A 23,668-nucleotide genomic window follows, 5' to 3' on the forward strand; every position below is an offset into this window, starting at 1 on the left:
ATGCAGGGCATGGGGATTTTTTATGTTCGGCTTATTTCTTGAGCGCTTCCTTCAAGATCGCCGTGCAAGCCTGCTGCGCAACGCGCAGCACGTCGGTGTAGACCTTGTTGTAGAGCTCGCCGCCGTCGACGACGCCGCGACCGTTCTGCGTGATGAAGAACTTCTTCGGACGATCCTCGAAGGCCTTGTCCGCTTCAGCAAATTTCGCCTCGACCAGCTTCTCCAGTTCCTGCTCTGTCAAAATAAGTCACCTCTTTCTATAATTATACCTTATATTATACATCATTTTGATTGATTGTAAAGCTGACTTATTTGGCGGCGAAACGATAGTTGTGCCCGTCTTCTGTTACGATGCACTTGTCGGATTTTGAAAGGAAGCCCGCAACGACTTCATTGCGCAGTGCGAAGTAATTGGCCGGGTCGCCGCCGGCTTCCCGCCAAAAAGCGCGGTGCACGTCGAGGCGCAGTTCCCATGCGAAGCTTTCGTCGGACGAATCTGTGACCATGCAGGCGCCGTCGCACGGCATGCCGTCGAGCATGAGGCTGTCCATGGCATTGAACAAGGCGCTTGGTCGCGACTCTTCCGCAGCGGTTTCAGCCCCAAAGGCGAAGGCGGCTCGTTTCATGTCCTCCAAGCGTTCTGCGTCCTGCTTCAAAAGCTTCGTTACAAGAGCGGCATAGCGGGATTCGGCATCCTCGATTTTGCCCAGCAGCCAACCATGGATGTTCGCCAGATCGATGATTGTTTCGAGTGGCCGCGACTCTTCCTGCACATAAGCGGCCGCCTCTTCTGCGCTCATCCAGCCTTTTTCAACGGCAAGATTGGCAATCGTCTTCGTCAGCTTTTCCTGTGACTGGATTTTCTCATACATGCGAAAATGAATCGGCCCTAAAAATGCACTCATTGCTCATACCTCCGTAAAAATTAAAGCTACTGTTATATTACACTATTTACGGGGGAAATGTTGTATCATTTCTTACCGAGGATAAATTTATTGGCTATTGTGCAAAGCTTTTTCCAGTGGCAGTGAAAATAGGGCGCGGTTGTGCTATAATGAAAGCATCTTTTATGAAAGCAATTTTGAAGAAAAGGACGATGCAATGATGTTTAAGCAAATCGCGGCTTTTTTTGTCTGTCTTTCGATGTTTGCCGGCGTGTCCGGATGGGCAGGGGCTACGGAAAAGGAGCAAGGCTCCTCCTACGGCGCATGGGTCAAGGATATTTCGGCGGAAAGTCCGGAGCCTGAGAAAGTGCATACGTCGGAAGTCAAATCCACCGCTGCCGAAAAGACGGACGATCCCTACAAGATCGTCATCAATGTGGCCGCACGCTCCCTGGGCGTTTACAAGAACAATGAAAAGATTCGACTTTATCCCGTGGGATTGGGAAAGCTTTCTACGCCGACGCCCGTCGGTTATTTTTCCGTCTTGACAAAGGAGGAAAATCCTACATGGGTTGATCCCGGCGATTCAGGGAACACGATCCCTTCGGGGGAGAGCAATCCTCTCGGCTATCGTTGGATGCAAGTCTGGGGAAACTACGGCATCCACGGCACGAATCATCCCGAATCCATCGGCAGCTACGTCTCCAATGGCTGCATCCGCATGAAGGAGGCCGACGTTGAGGAGGTCTATGATTATGCGAGCGTTGGCACGCCTGTGGAAATCATGTATCAGCGCATTGTCATTGACAAGATCAAGGACAACATGATCGTCTACTATATCTATCCCGACGGCTACGGCTATCAGCCGCTCGATGTCGAGACAGTAGCGAAGTGGCTTGCAGGCTACGGCGTGGATAAATTTGAATCCGACGAGGAAATCGAGCGGAAGATCGAACTGTCTGACGGTCAGCCCACATACGTCGCCAGGGTATACAATCTGTCCGTCAACGGAAAGCCGATGAGCGACAAAGCTCTGATCAAGGACGACATCGTATATCTTCCGGCCGATAAGATTGCCGAACAGCTCAAGGTGCTTGTGACATGGGATTCTAAGTCCGCCACGTTGGGGACGAAGTACGGCAAGGCGATCGGCTACGAAAAGAAAGGGTCGCTCTTCTTCAACGCGGAAGATGCAGGCGTATTGTTTCATTTGCAGGGCGGTTTGAGCAAGCGCGGCGTCTACGAGCTGACATCTATAAAGGAGACGCCCGCCGCTTCGACGAAGGAGGAAGCCGTCGAGACGAAGGACAGCGTTGAGAGCGAGCCGATGAAGAGCGGTGCAGAAAAGAGCACGGCAAAGAGCGGCGAGGAGACGGTGGAAAGCGCTAAGACGCAGGATCGCCGTCCTGTCGCGGCGAGAACGACGCGAATCTATCGCGAAGGACAGGCGGATGCGATGGATTCTGCAAAAAAATGACTCCCTATTCGAGAAGCCATCGAAAAAATCCGCCGCGATTTGCAATGAGGTGAGCATTGTTGAGCAAACGATTTATCCTTGTCGACGGCAGCAGCCTTCTTTACCGTGCATTTTATGCGCTGCCGCTTTTGCAGACGGCGGAGGGCGCATACACGAATGCGGTATATGGCTTTGCGAATATGCTGCAGAAACTGCTGAACGAATATGCGCCTGACTATCTTGCTGTTGCTTTTGACAAGGGGAAGAAGACTTTCCGCAATGAGATGTTTGCGGCGTACAAAGGGACGCGCAAGCCTACGCCGCCCGAGCTTTCGAGTCAGATTCCCATGCTGCACGAGTTTCTTGCCGCGTTGGGCGTGCCATTAATTGAAGAGGCGGGATATGAAGCTGACGACATCTTGGGGACGCTCGCCGTGAAAGCGGCGAGGGAAGACGTGGACGTCCTCGTCGTGACGGGCGACCGCGACGCCTTGCAGCTCGTGCGGGAAAATATCCGCGTGCTATTTACGCGCAAGGGTATGACGGATCTTTTGCTTTACGATGAGAAGCTGTTCTTGGAAGAGTACGGCTTCCCTCCAAAGGGACTCATTGATATGAAGGGCTTGATGGGGGACGCTTCTGACAACATCCCGGGCGTTCCGGGCATCGGCCCGAAGACGGCGAAGAAACTCCTCGTCAACTGCGGCTCCTTAGAAGGCGTCTACGAACGCTTGGCCGAAATCTCGGGCAAGAAGCTCAAAGAAAATCTCGCATCAAATAGGGAAAAGGCCTTTCTGTCCAAAGACTTGGCGACGATTCGCTGCGACATGCCTTTGGAATTTGCTCCCGATTCGTATGTGATGAAACCCAAGGGTGATGAATTGCAGGCTTTTTTCCAACGGTACGAGATGAAATCTTTGGCGACCGCGTTCGCTTCCTTCTCTGCGGCAGACGGAGTGCGGGAAGAAACTGCGCCGGAGCTTTCCCTGCATACGATGGATGATGACGAAGCCAAAAAACTCTTTGCAGAAAAAGCGGAAGAGCAAGGCTTCTTTTCGATTGCCGCCTGCTTCGAGGGCAAGGTTCCTGACATGAAGGCGCGGCATCTCGTCTTATGCGCGGGGGGCGAGGTTCTGCTCGCTGAAGCGGCGGAATTGGCCTGTTTCTCGTCGTTATTCGAAAAGGAGGACATTCAGAAGATTGTCCATGAATACAAGCCGTTCCTTCATTGCGGCATGGACTTCGCTCCTTGTTTCGATGTTTCTCTTGCTGCATATTTGCTGGCTCCTGCCGCTTCGCAATACGATATGGCAAGCCTTGCAGCTATATACCTTCCTTCCGTGAACGCTGCGGAAGCTGCACGGGAAGGAGCTGTAGGAGCGGCTTGGTGCGCGGTGCTGCTAGAAAAGCTCTATCCTGTGCTGAAGGAGCGTTTGGAAGAGCAGCAGCTTCTTTCGCTCTATGAGACGATGGAGTTTCCGCTCGTGGAGGTGCTCGCTGCGATGGAGCAGGCAGGCATCTATGTCGATCGGGTGGCCTTGCATGAAAAATCCCGAGAGATTTCCGCCCAGATTGCCCACTTGACAGCGGAGATTTATGATTTGGCGAAGGGCGAGTTCAACATCAATTCGCCCAAGCAGCTGTCTGTCGTCCTGTTTGAGCGTCTTGACCTGCAGCCGCCCATGGGAACGAAGAAGACGAAGACCGGGTATTCAACGAATGCCGAGGTGCTTGAAGCCATGCGCTTCGACCATCCGATTCTGGAGAAGATCCTTTCGTACCGCTTCTGGACGAAACTGCAGTCGACGTATCTTGACAGCATGGAAGGCTTGATTTCTCCGCGCACGAAACGCATCCATACGCGGTTCAATCAGACGGTCACGGCGACGGGACGCCTGAGCAGTTCAGAGCCGAATCTGCAGAACATTCCCGTGCGTACGGACGAGGGACGGCAGATTCGTGCGCTCTTTGAACCGAGCGACGGTTACGATGCTCTGATGTCCGCCGATTACTCGCAGATCGAGCTGCGCATCCTCGCGCATCTTTCTGAGGACAAGAATTTCTTGGAAGCGTTCCGGCACGGGCAGGACATTCACGCGCGAACGGCGTCCGAGGTCTTCGGTGTGCCGATGGAAGCGGTCACGCCGGATTTGCGCCGCAAGGCGAAGGCCGTGAACTTCGGCATTGTCTACGGCATCAGCGACTATGGACTTTCCAAAGATCTCCATATCTCGCGGCAGGAGGCAGCCGACTATATTGCGAGTTACTTTGAAAAGTGCAGCGGCGTTAAGCGTTTTATCGATGGGGTTGTGGAAAAGGCGCACAGCGACGGCTTCGTCACGACGATTTTCGGCAGGCGGCGCGACCTGCCCGCCATCAAAAGCTCCAATTACAACCAGCGGACGCTGGCGGAGCGCATGGCGATGAACACGCCGATTCAAGGCTCGGCTGCCGACATCATCAAGCTCGCGATGATCAAGACGCACCGCGCGCTCCAAGAAGGCGGATTCAAGAGCCGCATCTTGCTGCAGGTGCACGATGAGCTTGTGCTCGAAATCATGCAGAACGAAAAAGAGCAGGTTGCAGACCTTGTGCGCGATGCCATGGAAAATGTCGTGCAGCTTTCCGTGCCGCTTTCGGTCGATATTCATACGGGTGAGAACTGGGCGGCAGCAAAATAAGGGGATGAGATGAATGCCGGAACTTCCCGAAGTTGAAACCATACGGCGTTCTTTGGAAAAAGTTGCGGCGGGACGGCGCATCACGGAGGTCGATGCGCTTCTGCCGCGAACGATAAGATTCCCACAGGTCGAGGAGTTCCGCTCGCGTGTGCGCGGGCAGCGCATCCTTCGCTTGGAACGGCGCGGCAAGTATCTGATGCTGCTTCTGGAGAGCGGGGAAACCCTGCTGCTCCATCTGCGCATGACGGGACGCTTTTATCGGCGCGATGTCGACACGCCGCCCGGCAAACATGTGCGTGCCATCTTTCAGCTGGACGATGGAAGCTGTCTCTTTTTTGAAGATGTTCGGACATTCGGCGAGATCCATCTGCTGCAGCCGCAGGAGTGGCAGGCGTTTCCTGCATTCGCCTGCATGGGACCGGAGCCTTTGACCGAGGAATTTGATGCATCGTATTTATATGACGCCATGCAAAAGAGTGGTCAGCGCATCAAGAGCTTTTTGCTCGATCAGGGCAAGGTGGCGGGCCTTGGCAATATCTATGTCGATGAAGCCTTGTTCTTTGCAGGCGTCCATCCTCTGCGAAGAGCGCATACGCTGAATCACGACGAGGCGTTCCGTCTTTGGCAGGCAATCAACAAGGTCATCGCCGAAGGCATCGAAGACGGCGGCACGACGTTTCGCGACTATGTGGACGGCGAGGGCAAGTCAGGCTTCCATCAGCAAAAACTGCGCGTCTATCATCGGGAAGGAGAGCCGTGCCTCGTCTGCGGCACAAAGATTGAGAAGATTCGTGTGGGCGGGCGCGGCACACGCTTCTGCCCGCATTGTCAGCCGCTGCGCGACGGCAAGTTGAAATTGATTGGCTTGACCGGCGTCATCGCGAGCGGCAAGAGCACGGTCAGCCGCCAGCTCATGAAGCTTGGCGCACACGTCATTGATACCGATAAGATCGCGCACGATCTGGCGAAGCCGCACAAACCTCTTTGGGACGCCTATCGCGAGCATTTCGGTGAAGAGATCTTGGCCGAGGACGGCAGTCTTTGCCGCGAAAAGATTGCGGCGCGAGTGTTTTCTGATCCCGAGGAGCGGCGCTGGATCGATGGGGCGGCGCATCCGTTGATTGCTGCAAGCGTGAGGAAAAAGATTGCCGCTCTCGAGAAAAAGGGCGCGAAATTCATCTTCCTCGATGTGCCGCTGCTCTTTGAGGCGGGTTGGAATCGCATGGCAGATTTCATCTGGCTCGTCTCTGTGTCGAAGGAGACGCAGCTGGCGCGTCTGATGAAGCGCAACGGCTATACTGAGGAGGAAGCGGCGGCAAGGATTCGCTCGCAATTTCCGTTGGAGGAGAAAAGGCAGCGTGCCGACTGCATCATCGAGAACGATGGCACGCTGCAAGAGACGGCTGCGCAGGCAGCGGCGGCATGGGAAAGGCTGTCGGCGCTTTGAGATGCGCCGCACAGAGGAAAGAGGGAGCTTGCATGGCGGAGGACAACGATTTTCACAGGCGCGTCAGGCAGAGACGGCAGGAGACGAATCGTCGCTTTGCCGCCTTCTTCCTTGGCGTTGTCATCCTGTGCATGGCGTTTTCCTTTTTTTTCGCCATGCAGTCGGAATCCATGCAGCGTCAGTACATCTACCCCTATCCATATCGCTCGGTTGTCGAGCATTACGCCGCAAAGTACAAGGTGGACAGTTCTCTCGTGGCGGGCATGATCTTGTCGGAGAGCAAGTTTCAAAGTGGAGCGAAATCTCATCGCGGCGCCGTCGGCCTGATGCAGCTGATGCCGGAAACGGCGCTGTGGATTTCCGAGCAAATCGACGATCAAGAGTATGATCCGGGCGAACTGCATGAACCGCAGAAGAATATCGAGTACGGCACATGGTACATCGCTTCTCTGGAAAAGGAGTTCGAGGGCAACGACGTGCTGGCTTTGGCAGCGTACAACGCCGGACGCGGCAATGTGCACGATTGGATGGAAGAAAATCATTGGGGCATGGATTTTCGTGAGGTTTCCGCCATACCTTATGAGGAAACGCGCGCCTATGTGATGAGTGTTCTGAAGAACAGGCAGAAGTATTTGGAGCTTTACGGCGACAAGGAAGATTGAGCGAGGCGCGTATGATGCAGAAGAAGCTATGTATTGTTCCGGAAAAAAGAAATATCCTGCGCGAACTCACGCAGGGCATCGAGCTTACGCAAGCAGAGCAGAAGATTCTCTTTGCCGCCGTCGTCAAGCATGTGGAGATTTCTCTGAAAGGGAACTCTTGGGAGATTCTGCTGCAGACGCAGGAATTCATCCGCACGAGCCTCCTCGACTATGTGGGCGCATACATCAAGAAGCGGGTGCAGATCGAGAATCTTGTGTTTTATCAGGACGTTCTCGATATTGAGGCTTCCATTGAGCGCGCATGGAAGGAACTCTGCCTCGTTGCCGCCAACGGCAATCCGACGGTGCTCCATCTGCTCAAGAATGCAAAGCGCATCTTCGACGGGAGTAGTCTGCTCCTTGAGGTCAAGGGCGAGCTTTCGGGCGAGATTCTGCGCGCGCACGATGTGCCGAATCTCCTGCAGAAGGCCATCGAGAAGATGCTCACGATTCGCTGCACCGTTTCGTACAAGGCGCTTGACGAGGAATACGACATCCTGGAAGAGGATGGCGACCTCATGATGGATCGCGTCTATGAGGAAAATCTGCGGCAGAAGAAAGAAGCGTCTGCCGCGGCTCCTTCTGCGGCGCAGCCGAAAAAAGCGTCTGCGGCTTCGGCGCATCGGTCAGCGCCCATGACGCGGACGGCGGGGCATGGCGCAGACTTGATTTTTGGCAAGAGGTTTACGGGCGAAGCGATTTCCATCGACGACACTGACGGCGAGATGAAGAACGTCATCCTGACAGGTACGATTGGGCGCGTCAGCTCACGGGAGTTCAAGACGAACACGAAGCTGCTGCTCTTCGATCTCGCCGACGCGACGAATGGTATCAGCTGCAAGAAGTTCTTCAAGGAAAAGGAGCAGGAAGCATACGACAAGGCACTGGCTTCCGTGAAAGAAGAGATGCTCGTACGAGTCAAGGGCGCGATTCGCTTTGACACGTTCCAGAACGAGTTCATGCTCTTCGTCGATTCGATGCAGAAAGTGGAAAAGCCGAAGCGCGAGGACAAGTCCGAGGTCAAGCGCGTCGAGCTTCATGCGCATACGCGCATGAGCAACATGGATGCCGTAGTCTCGGCGGAAACGCTGATCAAGACGGCGGCTTCCTGGGGCTGGCCTGCCATCGCCATCACCGATCACGGCGTCGTACAGGCGTTTCCCGATGCAGCCAAGGCGGCGTCCAAGCTCGACATCAAGGTCATCTACGGCATGGAAGGCTATCTTGTCCAGGAGGATTTTGAGCAGAAACACGCGAATCATATCATTTTTTTGGCAAAGAACTTGAACGGCTTGCGTAATCTCTATCAGATGGTGTCGCTGTCGCATCTGAAATATCTGCATCGTCAGCCGCGCCTTCCCAAGCACATCATTGAGGAATACCGCGAGGACATTATCATCGGCTCTGCCTGCGAAGCGGGCGAGCTGATCCGCGCCATCGTCGCGCAGAAGCCTGAAGAGGAGCTTCTGGAAATTGCGAGTTTTTACGATTACCTTGAGATCCAGCCCATCGGCAACAATGAATTCCTCGTGCGAAGCGACAAATTCCCGCATATCAAGGATGACGAGGATTTGCGGCGCATCAATCTCAAGGTGGCGGAGCTGGCGAAAAAACTCGGGAAAATGCTCATCGCTACATGCGACGTCCATTTTCTCAATCCCGAGGATGCGATCTACCGCGCGATTCTCATGAAGGGCAAGGGCTTCGAGGATGCGGAACTGCAGCCGCCGCTTTTCTTGCGCACGACGGAGGAGATGCTCGCCGAGTTTGATTATCTGGGCGAAGAGGCCGCCTACGAGGCGGTCGTGACGAATCCGCGCAAGGTCAGCGACATGATCGAGAAGTTCAAGCCCATTCCCGATGAACTTTATTCGCCGATGATTCCGGGCGCTGCGGAGGAAATCCGCGATATGTCGTACCGCAAGGCGCGTTCCCTCTACGGCGAGAACCTGCCCGAGGTCGTCGAAGCCCGCTTGAAGCAGGAGCTTACGCCGATCATCGGGCATGGTTTCTCGGTGCTCTACCTCATTGCCCAACGCCTCGTCAAGAAGTCGAACGATGACGGCTACCTCGTCGGCTCGCGCGGCTCGGTCGGCTCGTCCTTCGTGGCGACGATGACCGACATCACGGAGGTCAACCCTCTGCCGCCGCATTGGCGCTGCCCGCACTGCAAATTCAGCGAGTTTGTCGAGGACGGCTCCGTCGGCTGCGGCTACGATCTGCCGAGCAGGAAATGCCCCGTCTGCGGCACGGAGCTTCTGAAAGACGGACATGACATCCCGTTCGCCGTGTTCCTCGGGTTCGACGGCGACAAGGTTCCTGATATTGATTTGAATTTTTCGGGCGAATATCAGCCCGTGGCGCATAAGTATACGGAAGAGCTTTTCGGCAAGGACAATGTCTACCGTGCGGGCACGATCGCCACGGTCGCCGACAAGACGGCGTTCGGCTATGTGAAGAAGTTCTTTGAGGAGAAGGGCGTCAAGAAGCACAATGCCTACATCGCGAGTCTCGCCGCCGGCTGCATGGGCGTCAAGCGCACGACGGGACAGCATCCTGCGGGCATCATGGTCGTGCCGCGCAATATGGACGTGCACTTTTTCACGCCGATCCAGCGTCCCGCCGACGACAAGAACACGACGACGATCACGACGCATTTCGACTATCACTCGATCAGCAGCCGTCTCGTCAAGCTCGACATCCTCGGACACGATGACCCGACGGTCATCAAGATGCTCGAAGACCTCACGCACCGCGATCCCAAGACGATACCGTTCGACGATCCGGCGACCCTGAGCATCTTTTCTTCGACGAAGGCGCTGGGGCTCGATCCCAAGGAGCTTGGAGCGAATTCGGGCACGTTCGGCATTCCCGAATTTCGCACGGGCTTCACGCGCCAGATGATCGACGATACGCATCCGTCGTGCTTCAGCGACCTCGTGCGCATCTCGGGCTTTTCGCACGGCACGGACGTCTGGCTTGGCAACGCGCAGGATCTCATCCGCAGCGGTCAATGCACCCTGCGCGAAGCCATATCGGCGCGAGATGACATCATGATGTACTTGATTCACAGCGGCATCGATCCGCTCCTTTCCTTTCAGACGATGGAATCAGTCAGAAAGGGCAAGGGCATCAAGGAAGAGACGGTGAAGATCCTGCGCGAGGGGGGCATCCCCGAATGGTACATCGAGGCATGTCAGAAGATCAAGTACATGTTCCCGCGCGCCCACGCGACCGCCTACGTCATGATGGCTTGGCGCATCGCTTATTGCAAGGTGCATTATCCGCTCGCCTTCTATGCGGCCTATTTCTCGATTCGTGCGGCGGAATTTGACGCTGATGTCGTGGCGCGCGGCAAGGACTATGTGAAGAAGCAGCTCGACGCATTGGAGGCGAAGGAAACGCCCGACATCAAGGAAAAAGCGACGATCATCGTCCTGCAGCTTGCTTGGGAGATGTATCTTCGAGGCTTTTTTATGGAGCGCGTCGATATCTACGCTTCCGAAGCGGAGCGCTTCGTGCTTCACGAGAAGTCCCTCCTGCCGCCGCTCGCCTCCTTGGGCGGCGTTGGAGCTTCCGCCGCGCGCAGCATCGTCGAGGCGCGAAAGGACGGACTTTTCACGTCCATCGAGGACATCAAGAAGCGCACGGGCGTATCGAAGACATGCATCGAGGCGCTGCAGGCGCACGGCTGCCTTGCCGATATGGATGCGAGCGATCAGATGGAACTTTTCATGTAGTTGGGGGCGGCTTCGGCTTGACCTCTTGGAACGTCATGAGAAAATAATATGACATTTCAAGAAAAATACTATATAATGATACGCAGATTTCAGGAATCACTGATAAATTCAGCCACCCATCTTCACACATCTACGCTGTCCTCTCGTCGTCGACAAATCCTCGACGTAGCACCGCTACGCCTGTGGTTTGTCTCCTTGCTGAGCCGTCCAAGAGTCAAGTCCGAAGGACGCAGGCGATTGGGCAACGGCTCGTATGCGAAAACGTCCCAAGAATGCAAGCGCGAAGCGCGCCGCATGATTGGCTGACGTTGACCGCTATAGATACAGTGCATCTGTGCAAATCTGGGCGACCTCATTTTATCAGCGCTTCCTTCAGTTTTGTAAGGAGTACGTCAATTTTTCATGGGAAATGGTATCTTGCAGAAGAAGAGGGCATTTATCGGCGTCTATGGCTGCCAGATGAATATTTCCGATGCGGAGCGGATGGAAGGCCAGTTGGCGACGCTTGGCTACGAGCGCACCGAGGATATGGCGCGCGCCGATCTCATTCTTCTGAATACATGCTGTGTGCGGGAGACGGCGGAGGACAAGGTCTACGGGAAGATCGGCGAGATCAAGCATATCAAGCGCGCGAATCCTGCGCTCATCTTTGGTATCACGGGCTGCATGGCGCAGAAGGAAGGCGAAGCCTTGATTCGCCGTGCACCGCATATCGACTTCGTGCTTGGAACGAACAAGGTGCATGAGCTGAAGGCGACGGTTCGCCGGCTTGAATCCGCAAGGCGCGGTCCTGTCGTCGATGTGCTGTTGGGCGATGCGCCGCTGCCCGAGAACGTGCCGATCGAGCGCACGGGACGGCTTTCCGCTTGGGTGCCCATCATGTATGGCTGCAACAATTTCTGTACCTATTGCATCGTTCCCTATGTGCGCGGCCGCGAGCACAGTCGCCGTCCGGAAGACGTCGTGCGCGAGGTGGAAGAGGCGGCAGCGCAGGGCTTCAAGGAAATCACGCTCCTGGGACAGAATGTCAACTCCTACGGCAAGGATCACAAGCTTGCGAGCTTTGCGGAACTTCTGCTCATGGTCGATGCGGTCAAGGGCGTCGAGCGCGTGCGCTACATGACCTCGCATCCCAAGGATCTCAGCGATGCTGTCATAGATGCAGTCCGGCAGGGCAGGCACATCTGTCCGCATTTCCATCTGCCCGTGCAGCATGGTTCTGACCGAATCTTGCGGGCGATGAACCGCGTCTATCGAAAGGACGCCTATCGTTCCCTCGTCGAGCGGATTCGTGCGGCTGTTCCGGACGCAAGTCTCACGACGGATCTCATCGTCGGCTTTCCGGGCGAGACAGAGGAGGATTTTGGGGAATTGCTCGACTTCCTGCGGGAAATTCGCTACGACGCCGCCTACACGTTCCTTTACTCAAAGCGCTCGGGCACCCCGGCTGCGACGATGGAGGCGCAGGTGGAAGATTCCGTCAAGAAGGAACGTCTGCACCGTCTCATGGAGGTGCAGAATGAAATCAGTTTGGAAAAGAATGCGGCGCTCAAAGGAACGGTGCAGGAGGTTCTGGCGGAAGGGCCAAGCCGTACGGATGAGGATGTGTGGACGGGCAGGACGGGAACGAACAAGATCGTTCTGTGGCGGAAAAAGGGTCATGAAACCGAGGGCGACATCGTGCGCGTGCGCATCACGCAGCCGCAGACATGGGTGCTCAAGGGTGAATTGCAGTAGGGCGGGGGCGGCATAGGCTGCCCTTTTCTTGTTCGAGAGCGCTTTAGGAGGCTTTATGGAACTCACACCGATGATGCAGCAGTATCTGGAAACGAAGAACCGGCATCCCGACGAGATACTGTTCTTTCGCCTCGGCGATTTTTATGAAATGTTCTTCGATGACGCCAAGCTTGTTTCTCGGGAACTTGGGCTGACTTTGACGAGCCGCAGCGGCAACAAGGAGAAGACGCCGATGTGCGGCGTTCCGTATCATGCCGCCGAGAGCTACGTTGCGAAGCTCATCAACAAGGGCTACAAGGTCGCCATCGCCGAGCAGATCGGCGACCCGAAGGCGAAGGGGCTTACGAAGCGCGAGGTCATAAAGATCGTCACGCCCGGCACAGTGCTCGCGGAATCCTCGCTGCACGATGCGCAGAATAACTATATAGCTCTGATTTCTGAGGAAGAGGAAGCGCTCACACTCGCCGCCGCTGATGTCTCGACGGGCGAGTGCTTCTACGGCGTTTATGAGGGAAAGGCCGCGCGGCAGATGCTCTTCGATGAGCTTTATCGCCTGATGATGCCAGAACTCATCCTGATGGGCGATATTACTTTCTACGATGAACTCGATGAATTCCTCGCGCTTCGGATGCCGAAGTGCGCCCTGACGCATCGAAAGGCTGCATTCCCCGATTGGAAGCTGCGTCTGACACAGCACTTTGACAAGGATTCCCTGCCGCGGCGTGAATTTGCACAAAAGGCGGTCGCCGTCCTGCTTGACTATCTGCATGAGACGGTCAAGACGGATCTTTCGCATATCAACCGCCTGATCTACCTCGATGCGAGCGCAAACCTCGTCCTCGACACGTATACTTTGCGCAACTTGGAGATCATCCGCAATCTGCGTGACGGCGGCAAGAAAGATACCTTGCTCGACGTCCTCGATTTCACGAAAACGGCGATGGGAAGCCGCCTTCTGCGCAAGTGGCTCGAATATCCTCTGCTTTCCCGCGAGAAGATCGAGCGGCGCTTGGACGGCGTGGCGGAGTTTGCCGCAGACTTTTCCCTGCGCGAGGATGTGCAGGCGCATTGCCGGGAAATTTTTGACTTCGAGCGCCTTTTGACGCGCATCGAAGTGGGCACGGCGAATGCGCGAGATCTCGTCGCGCTGAAGCTGTCACTCGGGGCATTGCCCCCTTTGAAGGCGCGGCTTGCCGCAGTCTCTGCGCCGCTCTTGCGCGAAGCAGAGGGTGGCGTCGCGCTATTTGAAGAAATCGTATCGCTCTTGGAGCGTGCGATCGTGGAAGAGCCAGGCATCTCCCTCAGAGAAGGCGGCATCATCAAGGAAAACTATGATGCGGAACTCGACGAGTACCGCCATATCTCGCACGACAGCAAGAAGATGCTGCAGCAGATGGAGGAGCGTGAAAAAGAACTCACAGGAATCAAAACCCTGAAGATCGGCTACAACAAGGTCTTCGGCTACTACATCGAGGTGCGCCGCAGCGGCGCCGATCTCGTGCCCGAGCGCTATATAAGAAAGCAGACATTGGCGAATGCCGAACGCTACATCACGGAGGAACTCAAGGAGTTTGAAACGAAGATTCTCGGCGCACAGGAAAAGATCGTCCAGATCGAATACCGCCTTTTCACGGAGATCCGCGAGACGATCAAGGCGGATCTGAGCCGCATCCAGCAGACGGCGCAGCACATCGCCGTCCTCGATGTGCTCGCAAGTCTCGCCGAAGCTGCGAACAATTATAACTATGTGCGTCCCAAGCTCGCAGCAAATGGGGAAATCTCCATCCGCGACGGCAGGCATCCGCTCGTGGAGCGCATTCTCACGAACGACCTCTTCGTGCCGAATGATACCGAATTAAACCATCAAGAATGCGAGATCATGCTCATCACAGGGCCGAATATGGCGGGAAAGTCGACCTACATGCGCCAGGTCGCCCTTTTGACGCTCATGGCGCAGAGCGGTAGCTTCGTGCCGGCGAAGGAGATGACATTTTCTCCCGTCGACCGCATCTTCACGCGCATCGGGGCGAGCGATGACCTTGTCAGCGGGCAGAGCACCTTCATGGTCGAGATGAACGAGGTGGCGCAGATCTTGAAGTACGCGACGAAGGACAGCCTCGTCATTCTGGATGAGATCGGCAGGGGGACGAGCACCTTTGACGGCATGAGCATCGCGCGCGCTGTCGTCGAATACATGCGCAGCAAGATTCATGCCAAGACGCTGTTTGCCACGCATTATCATGAACTGACGGATATGGAAGACGAACGCATAAAGAACTATTGCATCGCGGTCAAGGAACGCGGCACGAAGGTCGCCTTCCTGCGCCGCATCATCCGGGGCAGCGCGGACAAGTCGTACGGCATCCATGTGGCGCGTCTGGCGGGTCTGCCAAAGAACGTCACGCAGAGGGCGCAGGAAATTCTCGATGAAATCGAGCAATGCGCAGGCATCGCCGTTTCCTCGAAAGCGCCTGAGCAAGCGGCGCCGCAGGAAGAAGCCGCCTTGATGGGTTCGCTCTTCGCCCCGTCCCTGAGTGATACCATTCTGTCGCTCGATGTCATGGCCATGACGCCGTTGGAAGCTTTGAATGAACTGTACCGTCTGCAGCAGCAGGTGAAGGGAGAGGAGGGAAAGCGATGAGCCGGATTCATGTGCTCGACGACAATACGATCAACAAGATTGCGGCGGGTGAGGTCGTGGAGCGCCCTGCCTCCGTCGTCAAAGAACTTGTAGAAAATTCGATCGATGCGGGAGCGACGAAGATCGAAGTGGAAATTATGGCGGGCGGCACGAGCCTCATGCGCGTGACGGACAACGGCTGCGGTATGAGCCTGGAAGATGCGAAACTTGCCATCGAGCGTCATGCGACGAGCAAGATTCAGGAGGTCGGCGATCTCTATTCCTTGAGGACGCTCGGCTTTCGCGGCGAGGCTTTGCCGACGATAGCCGCCGTCTCCCGCTTCCGTATGCGCACGCGAAAAGAGGGCGAAGAACTCGGTACCCAAGTGAGCATCATCGGCGGCGTCACGCACGACATCGGCGAGACGGGCTGCAGTCTGGGCACGACGATCCAGGTCGAAGACTTATTCTTCAATACGCCCGCGCGCAAGAAGTTCCTCAAGACGACGCATACGGAAGGCGGGCGCATCAGCGACTTTATGACGAAGCTCGCGCTTTCTCGCCCCGACATAGCATTTCGTCTCATCAGCAATAATAAGACGGCAGCGATGACGCCGGGAAACGGTTCGCTCTTTGATGCCATTCGCAGCATTTACGGCTCACAGGCCGCCGACGCACTTCTGGCGCTTTCCTTCGAGGATGAGGACGTCAAGATCACAGGCTATATCACGAAGCCTTCGATGCTCAAGAGCAGCCGCGCTTGGCAGACCTTCATCGTGAATGGCCGCATCATATCGAACAAGGCGATTGCCAAGGCAATCGACAACGCCTATCACTCTCTCCTGCCGAAATCGGGTTTTCCCATGGTCGTCCTGAACATCACTGTGCCGCAGCGCTCCGTCGATGTCAATGTCCATCCGCAGAAGAGCGAGATGAAGTTCGAGGACGAGGGGCGCATCTTCAAGGCTGTCTACAAGGCGGTGGTCGACGCCATCCGACCCGTCGGGCAGACGCTTGAGGACGTGGCAGCCTCCGTGCAGAATGTCGAGCGCCGCTATGCGATGGAGCCAATGCAGTTTGTCGCAGCCGCTCAGGCATCGGAGGAGGAAGATTTCGCTGGGAATGGTTCGGCCAAAACCTCTTTTGGTATCAGGTATACGGAGAATCCTTACCAAGCAGCACCCGCGCAGGCGGCGATGAGTTTTGCTGAAGCGCAGAGCGTCCTCAAGGGCGAAGGTGCGGCATACAGTGCACACGACGGCGTCTCCGCTGACGGAGGACTCGTGCGCGAAGCGCGGGATGCGGCATATAAACCGCAGGGAAGAGCCGCAGAGACGCCGCTTGCCGACGTGTCGGAAGCCGGTCTTTATCCGATGAACATCACGCCGATCGGGCAGGTCGATCTCTGCTATATCATCGCGAAGGACAAGGACGGCCTCTACATCGTCGATCAACATGCAGCGCACGAACGCATCCTTTATGACAAGTTTTCCGCCATGGCGGAGCGCATTCCGTCACAGCAGCTTCTCGTGCATCCGATCTTGTCGTTCGATGCGAGGGAAGCTGCGCTCGTATCGGAAAATCAGGAGCTGTTCCGCCGTCTGGGCTTTGACATGGAGGCCTGCGGCGAGCGCGATTTCCGCTTGAAGGAAGTCCCTGCGGACGTTCCCGTATCCGAAGCGGAGGATATGGTTCGCGAAATCCTCGCGAGACTCTATGACATGCACGAGACGACGGCGCAGGAAATCCGCCATGCGTGTCTCGCCACAATGGCGTGCCGCGCAGCCATCAAGTCGGGCGACGAGCTGAATTTTCGCCAGATGCAGATCGTCTTGGAGGAGCTTTCGCAGACGGCGCGTCCCTATACATGCCCGCATGGACGCCCGACCATCTTGAAGTTCAGCAGTGAAGAATTGGCGAAGATGTTCAAACGGACGTGAGGTGCAGGATGGAAGAGAAGAACTTGGCGATTGTCACGACGGGCTACAAGAGCCGCCAGGCGGACTGCCTGCTCGCCCAAGAGACTGCAGAGCGGCTGGGAATCCCCTTCGTCAAGCGCAGGCATATATCGTATGAGGACTTGCGGGTGCAGTACGGAGCGCTCTTCGTGCTCGTGGTGAAGAAGGGCGGTCTGCGCCTGGAAACGTCCGACGGCGAATTGTTTTTTCATCCCAATATGGCGCATGTGCGTGTCAGGGAACTGGGGCGCGGGCAAAAGGATCATATGGTGGAAGCGATGGGAATCGGCGAGGGGGATACGGTGCTTGACTGTACGCTCGGTCTCGGAGCCGATTCCATCACGGCGAGCTTCATCGCAGGGGAGCGCGGCAAGGTGACGGCGCTTGAGAAAAGCCCGTTGATTTATGAGATTGTGCGCCATGGACTCGCGCACTTCTCGGCAGGGAATTACGATCTGCACGCCGCCATGCGTCGAGTTGAGGTGCGGCGGGCAGATTATGAGGATTTTCTGCGAACGCTTCCCGATGATTCCTATGATGTCGTCTACTTCGACCCGATGTTCCGGCATCCTCTGAAGGACAGCGTGCAGCTTGCGCCGCTGCGCCTTCTGGCGGAATCCGCGCCCGTCTCCCTTTCCGCCGTAGCCGAAGCGTGCCGCGTGGCGAGACGGCGCGTCGTGCTGAAGGAAAACAGCCGCAGTCTGGAATTCGCACGCCTGGGCTTTTCCCATATTGCAGGGGGAAAATACAGTCCCGTTCACTACGGCGTGCTCGATGTGTAGTGAAGAGTTTATCCATGCTGTCGTAACTTCCGTTTCTTTTCTTCTCACGCGTCTTGTGCTATGATAGGAAGGAGCTTTCGGCAGAATGAAAGGCTCTCGCTATGCGAAAGGATATACTTTATGAAAATCATAGATGCGCACCTGCACTTTTGCAAGGAAGATTACTTTGATGAGATCGCCCTTGCTGCAGGGCATGAAAATACAGCAGAGCATCTGGAGGACGCCTATCAGCGTCTCGGCATCGTGCATGGCGTCGTCATGGGGAACAAGAGCCTTGAGCCAAAGGAGCATGACTACCCGGCTTTTCTCAGCTATTGCATCGGTCTTGACACCTTGGGCGAGGAGCGTTCGCCAGAGGAGCAGATCGTGCTCGTCGAGGAAAACCTCAAGCGCAGGCAATGCGTCGGCATCAAGCTCTATCCGGGCTATCGCCATTTCTACGTTTACGAAGAAGCTCTCGCACCGTTTTATGCGCTGGCGGAAAAATACGACAAACCCGTCGCCATCCATACGGGGCTGACAGCTTCCACGAACGGCCTTTTAAAATACAGTCATCCGCTCGTGCTCGATGAGGCTGCCGTGCGCTGGCCGCGCGTGCAGTTCATCATGTGTCACTTTGGTAACCCATGGATCTTGGACGCCGTGGGCGTCGTGGAGAAGAACCCCAACGTCGCGGTGGACTTTTCGGGACTTTTGGAGGGAAAGATCGTTGACGCCGAGCGATTCTATCGAAAGAAGCAAGGGTATATGCGCATGCTGACGGATTGGTTGGAATACCTCGACTGCTATGACCGCATCATGTTCGGTACGGACTGGCCCTTGGCGAATTTGGCGGATTACATACGATTCATGAAAGAGATCGTTCCCGAGGAAGAGTGGGAAAAGGTATTCTTTTCCGCTGCAAATCGCATCTATGGACTGGGTCTGTCGTGAGGTGCGAGGGTCGGTGTTTTCAGAATTATAGCTTTTGGAGGAAATGAGGCATGTCGTTGTTGGAAATAAAGAAGGCGGGAGCGCCTGTCTTGAAGGAAATCTGCGCTCCCGTGGAACGTGTCGATGCAAGGCTCAGGAAACTGCTCGATGACATGGCGGAAACGATGTACGAGGCAAACGGCATCGGTATCGCCGCGCCGCAGGTGGGTGAGGCTCTGCGCATGGTCGTCATCGATATAGGCGATGGAATCATCGAGCTCGTCAATCCGAAGATCACGTTTCGTGAGGGAAGCGAAACGGATTCGGAAGGCTGCCTGAGCGTGCCCGGAATTTTCGGCGAGGTCGAGCGCGCGGCGAAGGTCAAGGTCGAGTTTCTCGACCGGCGCGGCAAGCGCAAGCACATTACGGCGAAGGGGCTTTTGGCGCGCTGCATCCAGCATGAACTTGACCATCTGGAAGGCGTGCTCTTCATCGACGTGGCGCAGAGCCTGCGCAAGGAAGAGGAGCAAAAGTCATGAAGCGCTTTCGTGTGATTTTCATGGGAACTCCCGATTTCGCCGTGCCGTGTCTCGCGCGTCTCGTAGAGATTTCCGATGTCGTTGCCGTCGTGACGCAGCCGGACAGACCCAAGGGGCGCGGGCAGAAGCTTCTGCCGCCGCCCGTCAAGGCGTTCGCCCAGGAACATGGCATCGCGGTCTATCAGCCGGTGCGCGTCAAAGCGTCGGATTTCGTCGACGTCCTGCGCGGACTCGCGCCTGACCTCATCGTCGTCGTCGCCTTCGGGCAGATCTTGTCGAAGGAGATTCTTTCTCTGCCGCCCTTGGGCTGCATCAACGTCCACGCTTCGCTCCTGCCGCGCTATCGCGGTGCGGCGCCGATGCAGTGGGCGATTGTGCGCGGAGAGAAGGAGACGGGCGTCACGACGATGTTCATGGACGAAGGCCTTGATACGGGCGATATGCTCTTGCGGGAAACGCTGCCGATCACGCAGGCGATGACGGCTGCCGAACTGCACGATGCGATGATGAAGCTCGGTGCGGATGTCCTGGAAAAGACACTTTTTTCCTTGTCGGAGGGAACACTCAAGCGCACGCCGCAGGATGATGCGCTTTCCACATACGCGCCGCTCCTTGACAAGGAGGTGGGGCGCATCGACTGGAAGAAACCGGCGCAGGAGATTCATGATCTCGTGCGTGGCCTGAACTCGTGGCCGGGCGCCTACACGATGCTGGCGGGGCAGAAGTTCAAAATCTGGCGCACGCGCCTTGCCGAAGGCACGGCAGAACCCGGCGAAATCGTTTCCGTGACGAAGCAGGGACTTCTCGTCGGCACGGGCGAGGGGATGCTGGAAATACTGGAACTGCAGGCACCGAGCAAGAAGAAGATGGCGGCGGGCGACTATGTGCGCGGCCACGGGCTTCAGCTGCCCGCACGCTTCGATTTCGATGCAGAATGACGCATTTTGTGTTGAGGAAAGGAGGGAATCGTTTTGACATCTGTGATACCGGGGCTTGAGCGCCCGCACAAGAGACTCTTCATGGCACTTCTGTCACTGAGCTTCCTCTGCATGACGTTTCTCGCCTATGCCGTCTGGCGCGTGAGCTACCTCGGTTTGCTCGAAATCAATGCCTATCTGCCGCTCGTGCTCGGCATCTTCTTCGCGAGCGTCGTATTTCTCACGGGTTTCGGCATCTTGAGCATGGTCGGAGCGATTCTCGGACTGCCGTTTCTTCATATTTTTCAGAAGCAGTCGTACACGCTGATCAATCTGCTCTTTCCCGTAGCCATCATGATCGGCAAGGTGTTCGGCTTCAACCGGCGGCGCATCGAACGCTCCTTCATCGAGGTCAGCAACCAGATCATCCACCATCGCGGCATCAAGGTGCATGCGAACGAGCTTCTCGTCGTCACGCCGCATTGCCTGCAGCTTGCGACGTGCCCGCACAAGATTACGCGCGACCCGCACAACTGCAAGCGCTGCGGCGGCTGCGACGTCGGCGCTCTCGTGAATCTTGCCGATGAGATGGGCTTCCATTTCTTCATCGTGACGGGAGGCACGCTCGCGCGCCAGACGGTCAAGAAGATTCGCCCGAAGGCGGTCATGGCGATTGCCTGCGAACGCGATTTGACGAGCGGCATACAGGACGTTTACCCTCTTCCGGCCGTCGGCGTTCTGAACATACGGCCGAACGGCCCGTGCTTCAATACGCACGTCGATATTGAGAAGGTGCGTGAGGAAATCAAGAAATTCTTGATTGACGACGATGCGGCGAAGAAGGAGAAGAATGTGCCCGAAGACGAAGGTGACGGGCAAAAATGAGGAGGATCTATGGACAAGGCGCGGGAGACGGCGCTCAAGGCGCTTCATGAAGTGAATGAAAAGGGCGCTTATGCCAATGTGGCATTGGCGCGGTCTTTGCGTGCCGCGAAACTCTCCGAAGTGGATCGCCGCTTTGCAACGGAACTGGTCTACGGCGCGGCGAAGGCGGGCGGTACGCTCGATTGGATTCTGCGGCGCTACTTGAATCGTCCGCTTTCCAAGATCCCGCCCATGGTGCGGGATATTTTGCGTTTGGGCATATACCAGCTTTTCTTCCTTGCGCGCGTGCCTGCCTCCGCCGCCTGCAATACGGCGGTGGAGATGACGAAGCGCTGCAGCCATGCGGGCACGGTGAAGTTTGTCAACGCCGTTCTGCGCACGGCGGCTCGTGAACCGGAAAAAGCCACATTCCCGACGGGCAAGGCGCATGAAGCGGAAAATCTTGCCCTGTCCCTGCAGCATCCCGAATGGCTCGTGCGGCGTTGGATCAGGCAGTTCGGCTATGAAGAGGCAAGGGCGCTCTGCGAATTTGACAATGCGCAGGCGACGCTTTCCCTGCGTACGAACACCTTGAAAATTACGCGGGACAAGCTCCTCGAACGCCTCTCGAAAGAGGGCGTGGAGGCGGAGCCTTCCGCTTGGACGCCCGAAGGAATCCTCTGCCTTCGTCACGGCTCTCTAGACGCTCTGGAATCTTTGCAGCAGGGGCTTTTTCAGGTGCAGGACGAAAGCTCGATGCTCGTGGCGCACATCCTCGCGCCCGAGCCGGGCGAATTCGTGCTCGACGTCTGCAGTGCGCCGGGCGGCAAGACGACGCATATCGCCGCCTCTATGGGCGACCGTGGACGCATCGTCGCACTCGACGTGCATGAGCACAAGATGCGCCGCATTGCGGAAAACTGCGAGCGGCTCGGCATCAAGTCGGTGGAGCCGCTGCTCCTCGATGCGCGCGAGGCGGGGAGGCGCTTTTCGCGCCAAGCCGACCGCGTGCTCGTCGATGCGCCGTGCTCGGGACTCGGCGTCCTGCGGCGAAAGCCCGATGCGCGTTGGCGAAAGCGGCCGGACGACCTCGCCGCTCTCGCACGATTGCAGCGGGAAATTCTCAGCTCTGCTGCGGAAGCCGTGAAAAGCGGCGGCGTGCTCGTCTACAGCACATGCACGATCGAGCGCGAGGAAAATGAAGCCGTCGTGGAGGACTTCCTCGCGCGGCACGAAGAGTTCAGCTTGGAGAATGCAGGAGAACTCCTGCCGCTGAAAAAGCGCCCCGAGCGGATGCTGCAGCTTTATCCGCAGCGAGACGGCACGGACGGCTTCTTCATCGCCCGCATGAGAAGAAGGTGAATGCATGAAGAACATTTTCGGCATGACGCTCGAAGCGATGCAGGAAGATTTCGCCGCCCTGCGCTTGGAAAAATACCGCGCGAGGCAGGTGGCGGAATGGCTCTACAAGAAATGTGCGAAGCGTTTTTCCGACATGACGAATCTGCCAAAGTCCCTGCGCACGGAACTTGAGACGAGGTACACGATCGACACGCCTCTTTTGCGCGCGAGGCTTGACGCCGCCGACGGCAGGACGAGCAAGTTCTTGCTCGCCTTTTCCGACGGCGCTGCCGTGGAAGCCGTGCTCATGCGCCAGCCTTACGGCAACAGTATATGCATATCGACGCAGGCGGGCTGCAATATGGGCTGCTCCTTCTGCGCCTCGACCCTGCACGGATTGGCGCGTGATCTGACGGCGGGGGAAATGCTCGCCGAGGTTCTCTTCATCGAGGAAATGCTGAGATCGCAAGGCGGGAAGGTCGACACCATGGTCTTGATGGGATCGGGAGAGCCTTTGATGAACTATGAAAATGTCGTGGATTTCCTGCACCTGCTGCATGAAGAATACGTGCTGAACATCAGCTATCGCAGCATCACGCTGTCCACTTCGGGCATCGTTCCCGCTATAGACCGTCTTGCCGAAGAGGGCATGCCTCTGACGCTTTCCATCTCGCTCCATGCGCCGCGCGAGGAACTTCGTTCCGAACTCATGCCGATCAATCGCAAGTATCCATTGTCGGATGTCGTTGCGGCAGGAAAACGCTATGCGGAAAAGACGGGGCGGCGCGTCACATACGAGTACATCCTCATCCGCGACGTGAACGACGGCGAGCGGGAGGCCCAGGAATTGGCCGAACTTCTCGAAGGACAGCTTGCAAGCGTCAACCTCATTCCCATCAATCCCGTGAAGGAGCGGGGCTTCGAGCGGCCATCCGAGGAGCGCACTGCAGCCTTCTGTCGTGCGCTCACGCGCCGTCACATCACAGCCACGGTACGTCGGGAGATGGGAGCTGACATACAGGCGGCCTGCGGACAACTGCGCAACCGTCACATGTCCGAGAGTGAAGAGAAGCAATAGATTGTGAGGGA

General features: G+C 56.6%; 17 protein-coding genes. 15 read left to right on the forward strand and 2 right to left on the reverse strand.

Translation table 11 applies throughout. The features are described 5' to 3' along the window. Positions 1-31: 31 nt before the first annotated feature. Together HMPREF1153_RS01630 and HMPREF1153_RS01635 are read right to left on the reverse strand one after the other, a co-directional pair. Positions 32-241, reverse strand: coding sequence for a hypothetical protein (locus tag HMPREF1153_RS01630; protein ID WP_006192860.1), 210 nt, complete (start codon positions 239-241; stop codon positions 32-34). A gap of 67 nt (positions 242-308) precedes the next feature. After that, positions 309-905 (reverse strand): hypothetical protein, encoded by a 597-nt coding sequence (locus HMPREF1153_RS01635; protein WP_009645204.1) that lies wholly within the window; start codon positions 903-905, stop codon positions 309-311. Positions 906-1,101: 196 nt separating this feature from the next. Here HMPREF1153_RS01635 and HMPREF1153_RS01640 point away from each other — a divergent pair, with 196 nt between their 5' ends. From HMPREF1153_RS01640 to rlmN, 15 genes are all read left to right on the forward strand, one after another. Next, positions 1,102-2,361 (forward strand): L,D-transpeptidase family protein, encoded by a 1,260-nt coding sequence (locus HMPREF1153_RS01640; protein ID WP_232208159.1) that lies wholly within the window; start codon positions 1,102-1,104, stop codon positions 2,359-2,361. A 56-nt stretch (positions 2,362-2,417) separates the two neighbouring features. Beyond that, on the forward strand, positions 2,418-5,021 hold the full coding sequence (gene polA, locus HMPREF1153_RS01645; RefSeq protein WP_009645187.1) for a DNA polymerase I: 2,604 nt from the start codon (positions 2,418-2,420) through the stop codon (positions 5,019-5,021). Positions 5,022-5,034: 13 nt separating this feature from the next. Further along, complete coding sequence (gene mutM, locus HMPREF1153_RS01650) at positions 5,035-6,468, forward strand: bifunctional DNA-formamidopyrimidine glycosylase/DNA-(apurinic or apyrimidinic site) lyase (protein ID WP_009645194.1); 1,434 nt, start codon at positions 5,035-5,037, stop codon at positions 6,466-6,468. 32 nt (positions 6,469-6,500) lie between these two features. Continuing rightward, positions 6,501-7,130 (forward strand): lytic transglycosylase domain-containing protein, encoded by a 630-nt coding sequence (locus tag HMPREF1153_RS01655; protein ID WP_009645213.1) that lies wholly within the window; start codon positions 6,501-6,503, stop codon positions 7,128-7,130. Positions 7,131-7,141: 11 nt separating this feature from the next. Further along, entirely contained in the window at positions 7,142-10,909 is a 3,768-nt protein-coding gene (locus tag HMPREF1153_RS01660) for a PolC-type DNA polymerase III (protein ID WP_009645215.1), read from the forward strand. 402 nt (positions 10,910-11,311) lie between these two features. Further along, the gene (gene miaB / locus HMPREF1153_RS01665) at positions 11,312-12,646 is read left to right on the forward strand and encodes a tRNA (N6-isopentenyl adenosine(37)-C2)-methylthiotransferase MiaB (protein WP_009645230.1); all 1,335 of its coding nucleotides are present in this window, start codon (positions 11,312-11,314) and stop codon (positions 12,644-12,646) included. 55 nt (positions 12,647-12,701) lie between these two features. Further along, a complete protein-coding gene (gene mutS / locus HMPREF1153_RS01670) occupies positions 12,702-15,287 on the forward strand; it encodes a DNA mismatch repair protein MutS (protein ID WP_009645224.1) in 2,586 nt (861 codons plus the stop codon). Further along, the gene (mutL, locus tag HMPREF1153_RS01675) at positions 15,284-17,206 is read left to right on the forward strand and encodes a DNA mismatch repair endonuclease MutL (RefSeq protein ID WP_009645172.1); all 1,923 of its coding nucleotides are present in this window, start codon (positions 15,284-15,286) and stop codon (positions 17,204-17,206) included. Before mutS ends, mutL begins: the two co-directional genes overlap by 4 nt. 8 nt (positions 17,207-17,214) lie before the next feature. After that, positions 17,215-18,006 carry a class I SAM-dependent methyltransferase gene (locus HMPREF1153_RS01680; RefSeq protein WP_009645182.1) on the forward strand — a complete coding sequence of 264 codons (792 nt, stop codon included), beginning with the start codon at positions 17,215-17,217 and terminating at the stop codon, positions 18,004-18,006. 120 nt (positions 18,007-18,126) lie between these two features. Next, on the forward strand, positions 18,127-18,939 hold the full coding sequence (locus HMPREF1153_RS01685; RefSeq protein WP_009645221.1) for an amidohydrolase family protein: 813 nt from the start codon (positions 18,127-18,129) through the stop codon (positions 18,937-18,939). A 50-nt stretch (positions 18,940-18,989) separates the two neighbouring features. Next, positions 18,990-19,457: a peptide deformylase gene (gene def, locus HMPREF1153_RS01690; protein WP_006192413.1), complete on the forward strand. Its 468-nt coding sequence runs from the start codon at positions 18,990-18,992 to the stop codon at positions 19,455-19,457. After that, a complete protein-coding gene (gene fmt / locus HMPREF1153_RS01695) occupies positions 19,454-20,395 on the forward strand; it encodes a methionyl-tRNA formyltransferase (protein WP_009645220.1) in 942 nt (313 codons plus the stop codon). Before def ends, fmt begins: the two co-directional genes overlap by 4 nt. A gap of 33 nt (positions 20,396-20,428) precedes the next feature. Further along, positions 20,429-21,259 (forward strand): DUF116 domain-containing protein, encoded by an 831-nt coding sequence (locus HMPREF1153_RS01700; protein WP_009645200.1) that lies wholly within the window; start codon positions 20,429-20,431, stop codon positions 21,257-21,259. A gap of 9 nt (positions 21,260-21,268) precedes the next feature. Next, on the forward strand, positions 21,269-22,600 hold the full coding sequence (gene rsmB / locus HMPREF1153_RS01705) for a 16S rRNA (cytosine(967)-C(5))-methyltransferase RsmB (RefSeq protein WP_009645210.1): 1,332 nt from the start codon (positions 21,269-21,271) through the stop codon (positions 22,598-22,600). A 4-nt stretch (positions 22,601-22,604) separates the two neighbouring features. Beyond that, positions 22,605-23,657 (forward strand): 23S rRNA (adenine(2503)-C(2))-methyltransferase RlmN, encoded by a 1,053-nt coding sequence (gene rlmN / locus HMPREF1153_RS01710; protein ID WP_009645192.1) that lies wholly within the window; start codon positions 22,605-22,607, stop codon positions 23,655-23,657. Positions 23,658-23,668 lie beyond the last annotated feature (11 nt).

Source organism: Selenomonas sp. CM52 (genome assembly GCF_000292955.1).
In the GTDB taxonomy this organism is placed as follows: Bacteria; Bacillota; Negativicutes; order Selenomonadales; family Selenomonadaceae; genus Selenomonas.

Coding starts and splice junctions, on each gene's coding strand:
- HMPREF1153_RS01635 (WP_009645204.1), bottom strand. CDS start 905: ATGAGTGCATTTTTAGGGCCGATTCATTTTCGCATGTATGAGAAAATC.
- HMPREF1153_RS01640 (WP_232208159.1), top strand. CDS start 1,102: ATGATGTTTAAGCAAATCGCGGCTTTTTTTGTCTGTCTTTCGATGTTT.
- mutM (WP_009645194.1), top strand. CDS start 5,035: ATGCCGGAACTTCCCGAAGTTGAAACCATACGGCGTTCTTTGGAAAAA.
- HMPREF1153_RS01655 (WP_009645213.1), top strand. CDS start 6,501: ATGGCGGAGGACAACGATTTTCACAGGCGCGTCAGGCAGAGACGGCAG.
- HMPREF1153_RS01660 (WP_009645215.1), top strand. CDS start 7,142: ATGATGCAGAAGAAGCTATGTATTGTTCCGGAAAAAAGAAATATCCTG.
- miaB (WP_009645230.1), top strand. CDS start 11,312: ATGGGAAATGGTATCTTGCAGAAGAAGAGGGCATTTATCGGCGTCTAT.
- mutS (WP_009645224.1), top strand. CDS start 12,702: ATGGAACTCACACCGATGATGCAGCAGTATCTGGAAACGAAGAACCGG.
- mutL (WP_009645172.1), top strand. CDS start 15,284: ATGAGCCGGATTCATGTGCTCGACGACAATACGATCAACAAGATTGCG.
- HMPREF1153_RS01680 (WP_009645182.1), top strand. CDS start 17,215: ATGGAAGAGAAGAACTTGGCGATTGTCACGACGGGCTACAAGAGCCGC.
- HMPREF1153_RS01685 (WP_009645221.1), top strand. CDS start 18,127: ATGAAAATCATAGATGCGCACCTGCACTTTTGCAAGGAAGATTACTTT.
- def (WP_006192413.1), top strand. CDS start 18,990: ATGTCGTTGTTGGAAATAAAGAAGGCGGGAGCGCCTGTCTTGAAGGAA.
- fmt (WP_009645220.1), top strand. CDS start 19,454: ATGAAGCGCTTTCGTGTGATTTTCATGGGAACTCCCGATTTCGCCGTG.
- rsmB (WP_009645210.1), top strand. CDS start 21,269: ATGGACAAGGCGCGGGAGACGGCGCTCAAGGCGCTTCATGAAGTGAAT.
- rlmN (WP_009645192.1), top strand. CDS start 22,605: ATGAAGAACATTTTCGGCATGACGCTCGAAGCGATGCAGGAAGATTTC.